The organism is Hydrogenovibrio thermophilus, from assembly GCF_004028275.1.
Taxonomy (GTDB): Bacteria; Pseudomonadota; Gammaproteobacteria; order Thiomicrospirales; family Thiomicrospiraceae; genus Hydrogenovibrio; species Hydrogenovibrio thermophilus.
This window is the reverse complement of sequence record NZ_CP035033.1, coordinates 1,887,367-1,899,101: the sequence shown is the minus strand read 5'-3', so window position 1 is coordinate 1,899,101 and position 11,735 is coordinate 1,887,367. Positions and strand designations below refer to the sequence as shown.

Below are 11,735 nucleotides of genomic sequence, written 5' to 3'. Positions count from 1 at the left end.
AGTACCCTGTTATGGCATTACGATAGAGTCAATGAAGAGTTGACTCTATCGTTGTTTCTAATCGTTTATTATTACTTTGTATTATAGCGTGAATAGGCTTTAAAAAACTGAGGATTATTTCGTAAACCTATTGCCGTGTATATAGCAGGTGTTACGGGTGAATGATTACCTCGTCTGGTGAAAATTGGTTATACTTTTGCATGATAAAATAAAACAATTCAAGGTTTAGTGAATATGGAAAAACAGCTTGGTAATTTGCCTGAAAGCGCTCGTTACGCAGGGGAAGATGAAATTGATTTATTTGAGCTATGGAATGGGTTGGTTGAGGAAAAAAAGCTGATTCTGGTGAGCTTTATAGCGGTGATTGCAATTGCAACTGTTTATGCGTTTTGGGTGAAGCCGACTTATCAGTCGAGTGCGTATTTTTTGCCGCCAGAAAAGGATGCCATACAAGAATTAAACCGCTTGGATATTCAATTGGGACGGAATGGGTCTTACGTTCCCTTAGGCGTGATGAACGCATTTACTAAGAACTTAACCTCTCGAAGTATTTTGAATGACGTTTTTAAAGAAAATAATTTAATGGAAGTGTTCGACTCGGGTTCTAGCGAGTTGGTTGGGGCAGACTATCAAGAAGCGTTTAATAAAGCGTTTGAACGTTTTTTGAGTGATTATTCGGTTAACTTTCCGAGAAAGAATGCGAATACCAGTGCGGTTTCAGCTAATCTTGCTCTGCAAGTAAGTGAGCAGGATGTGCAGCGTTTGTTGTCGAAAATTGTGAATCAAGCCATCGAAAAAACCACAAAAGAGTTAAGTGGAGAGGTGTTGTTTGAACGTCAGACGTTGATGGATCAAACTCAGAAAGAGATTGATTCGGCGCGTTTAATCGCAAAGGCTAAACGAATGGATCGGATTGCACGACTTGGAGAGGCGATTGTCATTGCCCGTAAGCTAAATTTGGCGGAGCCGAAGGCTGTGGGGCCCGAGGTAGGGATTCAAGGAGTACAAGCACAGGGCCTGCCTTTGTATTACCTTGGGTATAAATTGCTGGAAGCCGAAAAGAGTGCATTGCTAGAAAGAAAGTCCGATGACCCTTTTATTGAGAGATTAAGAGATTTGGAAGAGCGCTTGGCGTTATTGAATGCCGTTCAAGTGAACTTGAATAATGTCAGTGTCGTTAAGGTTGACCAAGCCCCGACCCTAGGAGAAAAAATAAAGCCTAAAAAAGCGTTAATTTTAGCGGTCGCTGGTGTTCTGGGTTTAATGTTGGGCGTCTTTGTGGCGTTGATTCGTCGTGCGGTTAAAAAGCGCCGAGCGGAAATGACGGTGAGTTAGTTTTTATTAGCGGGTTTGCTTGACCCCAGAGCTACATTAAAGACCCTGCATAGCGGGGTTTTGTGTTTCTAATGTTTTTGCGTTATCATTTTGTTACGCTTTAGTGCGTAATTTTTAATATTAAAAGTTAAAGGATGATAACGATGATTAGATTAGTTGCACTTGTTTTTAGTTTGTTTTTCGCTTCCTACGTTATGGCGGCACCAGTCAATGTAAACAGCGCTTCGGCGAGTGAAATTGCCGATGCTTTGAGTGGTGTGGGTGAAGTAAAGGCGCAGGCGATTGTTGAGTACCGTAAAGCGCACGGCGGATTTAAGTCCGTAGATGAGCTGGCGAATGTCAAAGGCATTGGCGTCAAGACGCTTGAGAAGAACAAGAGCGATATTTTGTTGTCGGATAAGAAATAATCGAGACAGCAAATGAATCTAATAGTTAGGAGGCTTGGCCTCCTTTTTTGTTTGTGCGGCGGCTTGGTGGCTTTCCCAACGGCCAACTCAGAAGACAGTCCTGACCTTTTTTTACCAAAGGTGTATGAACCGGGTAAAGTCGACGTTCGAGGTTGGTTGATGAGTGAAAAGCTGGATGGCGTTCGAGCTTACTGGGATGGTCAGCAGTTGTTATCACGTGGTGGCCAGATTATTCATGCTCCAGCTTGGTTTTTGAAAGGCTTTCCGAAGTTTGAGTTGGACGGTGAGCTTTGGACCAGACGCCAAGACTTTGAAAACATCGTTTCCATTGTGCGCCAGCAGGAACCGGATAACCGGTGGAACCAAATCTCTTACCGGGTATTTGACGTGCCGAACCAATCTGGAGGATTGTTGGAGCGGCTTGCGGTGTTGGAAACCTATTTGAAAAAACAGTCTTTACCACAGGTGAAGTTGATTCCGCAAATACCGGTTGAAACGACGGATCAGGTTCAAGAAACGCTTGACCGGCTGGTTGAAAAGGGCGCCGAAGGGCTAATTTTACGACAGGCTTCACAACCCTATGTGACTGGCCGAACGCAAACGGCCTTGAAAGTGAAAACCTATTGGGATGATGAGTGTCGAGTGGTTGGCTATACGCCAGGCAAAGGCCGTTTTGACGGTTTGGTCGGTTCTTTGGTATGTGATTGGCAAGGGCAGCGGATTAAACTGGGTTCGGGCTTAAGTGCTGCGGAGCGTAAAAATCCGCCAACGCTTAATACCTGGGTGACGTTTAAGTATTATGGTTTGACTCAGAAAGGGAAACCGCGGTTCCCGGTCTTTTTGCGTGTCCGCACCGACCAGGGGTTGCAGTAAAAGGTGGCCTGGCTAAACGTGTTTGATTAAAGGGAAAAATGCGATTTCGGTTCGGCATTGACCAGGTAAGGCAAGACGGTTTCAAACAAGACTTCCGTTTCCCATTCGGTGTCACTGATGCGGGTCAAGACCTCTGCGGTCATAGTCGGTTTTTCGCCCTGGATGGCGACCAGTCGGCCGCCCAGGTTCAGTTGTTGCTTGTAACTGTCGGGCAGTTCGGCCACGGCGCCGGTCAGGAAGATGACGTCGTAGGTTTGACCATCATCCCAACCTTGGCTGGCGTCGCCTTGTTTGAAGGTAATGTTGTCGAATTCGGTCAAACGTTGCTGGGCCGTTTCTTGTAAGCTTGGGAAAAGCTCTACGGTGGTGACGCTTTTTGCTGCTTTAGCCAGCAGGGCTGTGGTGTAGCCGGAACCGGTTCCAATTTCCAGTACGGTTTCGTCTTCGGCCGGGTCAAGCGCTTGCAGTAAGCGGGCCTCGACACGTGGCGGCAACATGGATTGATCTTCGCCAATCGGCAATTCGATGTCGCTGTAAGCCAGCGCTTGTTGCGACTCGGCCACGAACTCGTGACGTGGTGTTGACATGAACAAATCCAGTATTTTCGGGTCGAGCACATCCCAAGGGCGGATTTGTTGTTCGACCATGTTAAAGCGCGCTTGTTCGAAGTTCATTGGGGGTGTTCCTTTTGTTCTGGTTCCGTTGAGTACGAGGTTTTTATTCATTGTCTTTACCCGCTTTTTTCGCTTTGGGGTAATTCGGCCGTCTCAAAATGGGCGCTTAATTATAGCGGAATTTTTTTGAAAAAACAGCGAATCCATTTAAGGTGGATTGTGGCAGGTTGTATGAAATCCGCAAAATGCCCAGGCCTGGCAATTCTTTGTGAAAAGATTGTGGAATAACCTTTCTGGTGACTAGGTTTTTTTGACAGTCGGTCGATGGATTGCTATCGTTGAGGTCGTAACCCGCTAGTCGGTTTTCGATTTTTTTCGAAAGGAGGTGTGTCATGGCGATTAAATCATTTTTGAGCTTTGTGTTGGTGCTGATGCTGAGCGGGCCTTTGGGCGCGCTGTTCGGGACGTCGTCGGTGTATGCGGCCGAACAGAAGGTGAACATCACCAAAGATTTGGCCTCCATCACAGTGATGGACAATGGCAAAAAGTATGTCATCAAACGTAATCAAAACGTCAAAAATACGATTAATGAGGATTATGCATTAACGTCTCGGGCTTGTCCGCCGTTTTGTGTGCAACCGATGCAGTTATTGCCCGGCGTGCATACGATTGGTGAAATTGAGATGTTGAAGTTTTTGAAAGCCCGCTCCGATGGCGATAAAAGCATTATGATTATTGATTCACGTACCCCGGACTGGGTTCGAAAAGGTTCGATTCCAAGTGCCATTAATATCCCGTGGACGCAGTTGTATCCGGAATCTTCTTCTTATCAACCCTTCGTTGTGGAAGATTTGTTGACCAGCCGGTTTGGCGCCAAAGTCGATGACGGTATCTGGGATTTTTCCAATGCGAAAACCTTGGTGATGTTCTGTAACGGCCCTTGGTGTGGTCAGTCGCCGACCAATATCAAAGCGTTGGTGAATATGGGCTACCCGGCGGATAAAATCTATTGGTACCGCGGTGGCATGCAGGCCTGGAATGCTTTGGGTCTCACCACGACGACCTCGCCTTAATATTTGAGAGCTTCACACGAGAAGGATTCACGGCTAAAATGGCTAAAATCTTCCTGAATGTCTCGACTTACCCCTTCGGGCGTCGAGTTCTATGTTTCGTTGAAAAACTCGTTAATAGCCCGCTATTAGCTTCGTTTTCCGCCTAATTCAGAAAAATTTTATCTCATTTTTGCCTCGCGCCCCACTCATGCAAAGCTCTCTATTTGAATAACCTCAATGCTTATAAGGCATTGATTTATCGGGGTGAACGCATTGTTTGCCTCGATTACACACCAGTGGTTATTTTTCATTTTAATCTGCTAAAACGTAATCCTTCGTGTTATAATCGTCCGCTTTGCCGCGGATTGACTTTTCTTCGGGAAACCTGCTCCCATCTTTGTCGTCAGTGCATTTTAAGAAGTAAATTTAAAAATAATTTGAATTGAAATAGTTGAATAAAATTTAAAGAGATTAAATCATGCCTATCATTACCTTGCCGGATGGCTCGAAAAGAGCGTTTGAAGATGCCGTTACTGTCATGCAAGTTGCGTCCGATATCGGGACGGGGTTGGCCAAAGCGACGATTGCCGGTCGTGTGAACGGTCAATTGAAAGATGCGTGTGATTTGATCACGGAAGATGCCGAACTGCAGATTATCACTCTGAAAGATGAAGATGGTTTGCACATCATGCGACATTCCTGTGCCCATTTGTTGGGGCACGCCTTGAAGCAATTGTATCCGTCGGCGAAGATGGCGATTGGCCCGGTCATTGAAAACGGCTTTTATTACGACATTGATCTGGAAGAAAAAATCACGCCCGAAGATCTGTCGAAAATTGAAAAGCGTATGACGGAATTGGCGAAAACCAAGTACGAAGTCATTAAAAAGATGACGCCACGTGATGAGGCGTTAGCGATTTTCAAGGAACGTGGTGAAGACTACAAAGTCGAACTGATTGAAGATATGCCGGCTGAGACGGAGTTCGGTTTTTACTATCACCAGGAATACATTGACATGTGTCGTGGGCCGCACGTACCGAACATGGGGTTCATTAAAGCGTTTAAGTTGACGCATGTGGCCGGTGCTTACTGGCGCGGCGATTCCGATAATAAAATGTTGCAACGTATTTACGGCGTGGCGTTTGCCGATAAGAAAGAGTTGAGCGACTACCTGACGATGATGGAAGAAGCCGAAAAGCGCGATCATCGTAAGTTGGGGAAACAGTTGGATTTATTCCATGTGGATGAGTTGGCACCGGGCATGGCGTTCTGGCACCCGAAAGGTTCGACCCTGTACCGCATCGTGGAAGATTATATGCGTGAACAGCTTCGTGAAAACGATTACCATGAAATCCGAACGCCATTAATTATGGACCGCTCCTTGTGGGAAAAATCCGGCCACTGGGACAAATTTAAGGACAATATGTTCACTACGGAAACCGAAAACCGTGATTATGCCGTTAAGCCGATGAACTGTCCGGGACACATTCAGGTGTACAATCATAATTTGAGCAGTTACCGTGACTTGCCGATTCGTTTGGCGGAGTTTGGTTTGGTGCATCGTAATGAGCCGTCTGGCACCTTGCACGGGTTGATGCGTGTGCGCTCTTTTACCCAGGATGATGCGCATATTTTCTGTATGCCGGAGCAAATCAAACAAGAAGTGCAGGCCTGTATTGATTTGGTCTTTACGACTTATGCGGATTTTGGGTTTGATAATATTCAAGTGAAGTTTTCGACGCGTCCTGAGCAGCGCGTGGGGTCCGATGAGGTTTGGGATGCGGCCGAGGAAGCCTTGGAACAGACCCTTAAAGACGCTGGTTTGGAATATGCTTTGCAGCCGGGTGAAGGTGCTTTTTATGGTCCTAAGATCGAATTTCAGTTAAAAGATTGTATCGGTCGAGTCTGGCAGTGCGGCACCATTCAGCTGGATTTCTCGATGACGCAGGCCGAACGTCTGAATGCCGTTTACATTGGTCCAGACAACGAAAAGCATCACCCGGTCATGATTCACCGCGCGATTCTCGGGTCGCTGGAACGTTTTGTCGGTATTTTGGTTGAACACTATGAAGGTAAGTTCCCAACCTGGCTGGCACCGGTGCAAATGGTGATGGCCTCCATTGCGGAAGTCCATAACGATTATGTGGCCGAATTTGCTAAAAAATTGAAAAAACATGGGTTTAGAGTCGAAACAGACTTGAGAAATGAGAAGGTTGGGTTTAAAATTCGCGAACACACTTTGCAACGTGTGCCGTATATCCTCGTTGTTGGGGATCAGGAAATGGAAAACGGTACCGTAAACGTGCGTGCCCGTGGTGGAGAAAATCTGGGAAGCTTCTCGTTTGAAGAGCTGCTCAATCTACTTGTAGACGATATTTCGCACCTTGGGCGAGTTGTTGAATCCTAAGTTTTACAGAAATAGTTTATTGAGGAGATATTACTATCGCAGTTAGAAGAGGTCGTGGTAGGCCGCAGCAACCGGAAGCGCCTAAAGACAACATTAACGACAGAATTACGGCAAAAGAAGTCCGCTTGATCGATGCGGATGGAGAGCAGAAAGGTGTCGTCTCAATTGAAGAGGCTTTAGAAGCCGCGCGTGATGCAGAAATGGACCTGGTGGAAATCTCTGCAAAATCCAGCCCGCCGGTTTGCCGAATCATGGACTATGGTAAATACGTTTATCAACAGCAGAAAAAAAAGCACGAAGCTAAGAAAAAACAAAAGCAGGTTCAGGTCAAGGAAGTGAAATTCCGTCCTGGAACGGAAGAAGGGGATTATCAGGTGAAAATGCGTAACCTGACGAAGTTCCTGGAAAAAGGTGACCGCGTGAAGGTCACCATCTGGTTCCGCGGACGCGAAATTACCCATAAAGAGCTGGGCATGCGAATGTTGGAACGTGTGCGCGATGATATTCAGGAAATCGCCACCGTCGAACAAATGCCGAAGATGGAAGGGCGCCAATTGCAAATGATGGTCGCGCCGATCAAAAAATAATTCGGTAACGGTTTATGGAAAACACCCGGCCATTGGTCGGGTGGCTTTCGATAGAAAACTTGCTCCCACAAGTCGAAAAAGGGAATCATAAAAACAATAACTGGGACTGGCGTTTTAAACGTCGTTACCGGTGCAGCTCTTCAGTGCTGTTTATTGTTAAGCGTTGGGTGCCGAAAAGCATCGAACATCCTCAAAACTGATGGTATTCCGGTTCGCTGGAATATCGGCAATTGGAGTTTTAGCCATGCCTAAGATGAAAACAAATAAAAGTGCTCAAAAGCGCTTTAAGAAAACCGGCTCCGGCCGTTTTAAGTGCAAACAATCGCATCTTCGTCATATCTTGACCAAGAAGTCGACTAAGCGTAAACGTCACTTGCGTGCTGCAAGCATGATTCATGATAACGATGTGGCAATGGTTCGCCGCATGCTACCATACGCGTAAGGAGGTTGACCCATGGCAAGAGTTAAAAGAGGCGTGATTGCACGCAGAAGACACAATAAAGTATTAAAGCAAGCAAAAGGTTATTACGGAGCTCGTAAAAAGATTTTCCGTGTGGCCAAGCAGGCTGTAATCAAAGCGGGTCAATATGCTTATCGTGACCGTCGTCAAAAGAAACGTCAATTCCGTCGTTTGTGGATTGCACGTATCAATGCTGCGACACGTATGAATGGTATGACTTACAGCCGTTTCATTTCCGGTTTGAATAAAGCGGGAATCGAAGTGGATCGTAAAGTGCTATCCGATATCGCTATCCATGACGCAGAAGCGTTTTCCGCCATTGTTGAAAAAGCAAAAGCGGCCTTGGCATAACGATAGAGGTTCCTACGGAACCAATTTAAAGGGGCTTTTAATAAGCTCCTTTTTTATTTTTAAGCCCAGTTTTTCGGCTCCCTTGTGGGAGATGACTGGGTTTAAAAATAAACAAACACACGCATTGATTGCAGGTGTCAAAATCAATGCGAAGCTTTTACTGCCCATAATGTTCGGCGCGTATAAAACAAGATATTCCTCATTTTTATTTTAAAGGTCGTTTAGATCATGCAAGAAAAACTGCAGCAGATAGTGTCGCAAGCCAAGGAAACGATTCATTCCGTTTCCGAATTGATGCACTTGGACGAAATTCGAGTCCAATACCTCGGGAAAAAAGGTGAACTGACCGCCATGATGAAAACGCTGGGGCAACTTTCCGCCGAGGAAAGACCGAAAGCAGGTCAGGTGATTAACGAAGCCAAACAAGCGGTACAAGGCTTTTTGAACGAAAAGAAGGCCGAATTGGAAAAAGCGATCTTGGATGCTCAGTTGGCCAGTGAAACCATCGACGTTTCCTTGCCTGGCCGCGGTTTGGATGTGGGTGGCTTGCACCCGGTCACACGCACGTTGCGCCGCATTGAGATGATTTTTGCCAAGGCCGGGTTTGATGTCGAAACCGGTCCGGAAATCGAAGACGATTGGCACAACTTTGAAGCCCTGAATATTCCGGAAACCCATCCGGCTCGAGCCATGCACGACACCTTTTATTTCGACGAGCAAACCGTTCTCAGAACCCATACTTCCGGGGTGCAAATTCGAACCATGGAAAATAAAGACGTGCCGATGCGTATTATTGCACCGGGGCGGGTGTATCGTTGCGACTCCGACCAGACTCACACGCCGATGTTCCACCAGGTGGAAGGCTTGGTCATCGAGGAAAACGCCAGTTTCGCGCAATTACGCACCTTGATTATCGAATTCCTGCGTCAGTTCTTTGAAGACGAAAACCTGAAAGTGCGTTTCCGCCCATCGTATTTCCCGTTTACCGAGCCGTCTGCGGAAGTGGATATCGCCACGGATTTATTCGGTGACGGGCGTTGGATCGAAGTACTGGGGTGCGGTATGGTTCACCCGAACGTTCTGAAAAATGTAGAAGTGGACGCGGAGCAGTACTCCGGTTTTGCGTTCGGATTGGGTGTGGAACGTTTGGCGATGTTGCGTTATGGCGTAACCGATTTGCGCCAGTTCTTTGAGAACGACCTACGCTTTTTGAAACAGTTTAAATAATCACCAGGCCTGACGAGAAGATAAGCATTATGAAAGTAAGTGAAAGTTGGTTAAGAGAGTGGACGAATCCGGAATGGGATTCTCAAACCTTAGCGGAAGAATTGAGTTTGGCCGGCCTGGAAGTGGATGGCGTGGAGCCGGTGGCTCCCGCCTTTTCGAATGTCGTTGTTGGCCAGGTGGTGTCGGTGGAGAAGCATCCGGACGCCGATAAGCTGAACGTTACCCAAGTGGATGTCGGTGAAGAAGAGAATCTGCAAATCGTTTGCGGTGCACCGAATGTGGTGGCCGGTATGAAAGCCTGCTGCGCGAAAGTCGGTGCGGTATTGCCGGGCGATTTCAAAATCAAAAAAGCCAAGTTACGCGGCGTGCCATCGCACGGTATGTTGTGCGGCGCAACCGAAATCGGCCTGCCGGATGATGGTGTGGACGGTTTGTATGTGTTGCCGGATGAGGCATCGGTCGGTCAGGATGTTCGTGAATATTTAAACTTAAACGATCAAGTCATCGATGTTGACTTAACGCCAAACCGCGCCGATTGTTTGAGTGTGGAAGGTGTGGCGCGCGATATCGCGGCCATCAGCAATGCGCCTTTCAAGGTTCCGTATGAAAGTCAGGAAGTGGCGAAAAACGGTGCTTGTCCGCAAAACGTTGCGGTTGAACAACCACAGGCTTGCCCGAAATATCTTGGCTGTGTGGTCGAAGGACTGAACCCGCAAGCCGAAACACCCCTTTGGATGAAGCAGCGCTTGGAACGTGGCGGTATTTCGCCGAAAACCTTCTTGGTGGATGTGACCAATTACGTGCTGTTGGAGCTGGGGCAGCCGATGCATGCGTTTGATGCGGATAAGTTGCAAGGGGATATCCAAATCCGTTATGCGCAATCGGGTGAAACTCTGGTCACGCTGGACGAGAAAGAACTAACGCTGCAAGACGACACCTTAGTGATTGCCGACGATTCCGGTGCCATTGCGTTGGCCGGAATCATGGGCGGTCTGGCGACGGCCGTGTCCGATGCAACGCAACGTATTTTCCTGGAATGTGCGCACTTTTCGCCATTGGCGATTACCGGTAAAGCGCGTCAGTACGGTTTGCATACCGATTCGTCACACCGTTTCGAACGTGGGGTGGACGCGTACTTACCGGAGCGCGCTCTGGAACGAGCGTTACAGCTGATTACCGATATTGCCGGCGGTCAGGTCTCCGAAGTGTCGTCGACGGTTTCGATGGAAAATTTGCCGACGGCGAAGACGATTGTCCTGCGCCCGGAGCGCGTGGCGAAATTGTTGGGTGTCGATTTGTTGAACGCGGAAATCGAAGCCATTTTCGAACGCTTGAATTTTGATGTGAAAGCGATTGACGGCGGCTGGGAAATGACGGCACCAACTTATCGCTTCGACATGGAAATCGAAGCCGATTTGATTGAAGAAGTCGGCCGAGTATACGGTTATAACAATTTACCGGATACCGAGGTACAAGCCCCTATGAGATTGCCGACTTTGCCGGAGTCGGAGCAGGAGTTGTATGTCATCCGTAAAGCCTTGGTCAATCGCGGTTATTTCGAAGTGGTAACGTATTCGTTTGTCGAAGAGGACTTGCAGGCTAAGCTGGTACCCGACAGTCCGGCCATCTGTCTAAAAAATCCGATTTCCGATGATATGAAGGCGATGCGCACTACCTTGTTCCCCGGGTTGTTGCAAACGGTCTCTTATAACCAGAAACGTCAACAAAGCCGTATTCGCATTTTCGAATCCGGTTTGGTGTTCAATATTCAGGACGGTAAAACCTTGCAAACACCGATGATTGGTGGCGCGATTGTGGGCGATCTGCATCCGCAAAATTGGGCGGGGGATAACCGTGCCGCTGATTTCTTCGATTTGAAGGGGGATGTAGAGACGTTGCTGGAAATGAGTCATGTACTGGGTCAGGTACGTTTTGAAGCGCGAGAATATCCGATGTTGCATCCAGGGCAGTCGGCCGCGATTGTTAAAGACGGTCGTACGGTTGGGGTAATGGGGCAATTGCATCCAAGCTTGGTGAAGACTACCGGTGTATCCGGCAAGGTGTATGTGTTCGAGTTGCGCTTGGATGCGATCTCCAAAGCGCAGGTGCCACAGGCCAAGCCGATTTCCAAGTTCCCGGAAGTACAGCGTGATTTGGCGTTTGTCGTGTCGGAAAGCTTGCCGATGCATGATTTATTGGATGCCATTCAGCAGGTTGAATCGGATATTTTGCAAGGTGTGGAGGTCTTTGATATTTATCGCGGCCAAGGTGTCGGGGAAGGGCGTAAAAGTGTGGCCTTGGCCCTGAAAATACAACACCAAGAGCGCACGCTTCAGGATGAAGAGGTTGACGCGCTGGTGTCACAAGTGATTGATATGGCAAAAGAAAAAGTCCAGGCCGAGTTGCGGCAATAATGGATGAC

Annotated in this window: 11 protein-coding genes; 10 read left to right on the top strand and 1 reads right to left on the bottom strand. The window is 47.6% G+C overall.

The annotated features are described in order from the left end of the window. The first annotated feature begins 234 nt into the window (after positions 1-234). From EPV75_RS08890 to EPV75_RS08880, 3 genes are all read left to right on the top strand, one after another. Positions 235-1,335, top strand: a complete 1,101-nt coding sequence (locus EPV75_RS08890) for an LPS O-antigen chain length determinant protein WzzB (RefSeq protein ID WP_128385140.1) — start codon at positions 235-237, stop codon at positions 1,333-1,335. 143 nt (positions 1,336-1,478) lie between these two features. Next, on the top strand, positions 1,479-1,742 hold the full coding sequence (locus EPV75_RS08885) for a ComEA family DNA-binding protein (RefSeq protein ID WP_068649923.1): 264 nt from the start codon (positions 1,479-1,481) through the stop codon (positions 1,740-1,742). A gap of 12 nt (positions 1,743-1,754) precedes the next feature. Next, complete coding sequence (locus tag EPV75_RS08880; RefSeq protein WP_128385139.1) at positions 1,755-2,615, top strand: DNA ligase; 861 nt, start codon at positions 1,755-1,757, stop codon at positions 2,613-2,615. Between the two features lie 26 nt (positions 2,616-2,641). Here EPV75_RS08880 and EPV75_RS08875 read toward each other — a convergent pair whose 3' ends face one another. Further along, positions 2,642-3,289 (bottom strand): protein-L-isoaspartate O-methyltransferase family protein, encoded by a 648-nt coding sequence (locus EPV75_RS08875; protein ID WP_128385138.1) that lies wholly within the window; start codon positions 3,287-3,289, stop codon positions 2,642-2,644. A 332-nt stretch (positions 3,290-3,621) separates the two neighbouring features. Between EPV75_RS08875 and EPV75_RS08870 the strand changes: the two genes are divergently transcribed. From EPV75_RS08870 to pheT, 7 genes are all read left to right on the top strand, one after another. Beyond that, positions 3,622-4,302 (top strand): rhodanese-like domain-containing protein, encoded by a 681-nt coding sequence (locus EPV75_RS08870; RefSeq protein WP_225972300.1) that lies wholly within the window; start codon positions 3,622-3,624, stop codon positions 4,300-4,302. 457 nt (positions 4,303-4,759) lie between these two features. Continuing rightward, entirely contained in the window at positions 4,760-6,688 is a 1,929-nt protein-coding gene (gene thrS / locus EPV75_RS08865) for a threonine--tRNA ligase (RefSeq protein WP_128385137.1), read from the top strand. Positions 6,689-6,723: 35 nt separating this feature from the next. Continuing rightward, entirely contained in the window at positions 6,724-7,275 is a 552-nt protein-coding gene (gene infC, locus EPV75_RS08860) for a translation initiation factor IF-3 (RefSeq protein ID WP_081836819.1), read from the top strand. Positions 7,276-7,519: 244 nt separating this feature from the next. Next, entirely contained in the window at positions 7,520-7,717 is a 198-nt protein-coding gene (rpmI, locus tag EPV75_RS08855) for a 50S ribosomal protein L35 (protein WP_011371086.1), read from the top strand. Between the two features lie 12 nt (positions 7,718-7,729). Beyond that, the gene (rplT, locus tag EPV75_RS08850) at positions 7,730-8,086 is read left to right on the top strand and encodes a 50S ribosomal protein L20 (protein WP_029938538.1); all 357 of its coding nucleotides are present in this window, start codon (positions 7,730-7,732) and stop codon (positions 8,084-8,086) included. Positions 8,087-8,314: 228 nt separating this feature from the next. After that, positions 8,315-9,313, top strand: a complete 999-nt coding sequence (gene pheS, locus EPV75_RS08845; protein WP_127119438.1) for a phenylalanine--tRNA ligase subunit alpha — start codon at positions 8,315-8,317, stop codon at positions 9,311-9,313. 29 nt (positions 9,314-9,342) lie between these two features. After that, on the top strand, positions 9,343-11,727 hold the full coding sequence (pheT, locus tag EPV75_RS08840; protein ID WP_128385136.1) for a phenylalanine--tRNA ligase subunit beta: 2,385 nt from the start codon (positions 9,343-9,345) through the stop codon (positions 11,725-11,727). Positions 11,728-11,735 lie beyond the last annotated feature (8 nt).

Coding starts and splice junctions, on each gene's coding strand:
- EPV75_RS08890 (WP_128385140.1), top strand. CDS start 235: ATGGAAAAACAGCTTGGTAATTTGCCTGAAAGCGCTCGTTACGCAGGG.
- EPV75_RS08885 (WP_068649923.1), top strand. CDS start 1,479: ATGATTAGATTAGTTGCACTTGTTTTTAGTTTGTTTTTCGCTTCCTAC.
- EPV75_RS08880 (WP_128385139.1), top strand. CDS start 1,755: ATGAATCTAATAGTTAGGAGGCTTGGCCTCCTTTTTTGTTTGTGCGGC.
- EPV75_RS08875 (WP_128385138.1), bottom strand. CDS start 3,289: ATGAACTTCGAACAAGCGCGCTTTAACATGGTCGAACAACAAATCCGC.
- EPV75_RS08870 (WP_225972300.1), top strand. CDS start 3,622: ATGGCGATTAAATCATTTTTGAGCTTTGTGTTGGTGCTGATGCTGAGC.
- thrS (WP_128385137.1), top strand. CDS start 4,760: ATGCCTATCATTACCTTGCCGGATGGCTCGAAAAGAGCGTTTGAAGAT.
- rpmI (WP_011371086.1), top strand. CDS start 7,520: ATGCCTAAGATGAAAACAAATAAAAGTGCTCAAAAGCGCTTTAAGAAA.
- rplT (WP_029938538.1), top strand. CDS start 7,730: ATGGCAAGAGTTAAAAGAGGCGTGATTGCACGCAGAAGACACAATAAA.
- pheS (WP_127119438.1), top strand. CDS start 8,315: ATGCAAGAAAAACTGCAGCAGATAGTGTCGCAAGCCAAGGAAACGATT.
- pheT (WP_128385136.1), top strand. CDS start 9,343: ATGAAAGTAAGTGAAAGTTGGTTAAGAGAGTGGACGAATCCGGAATGG.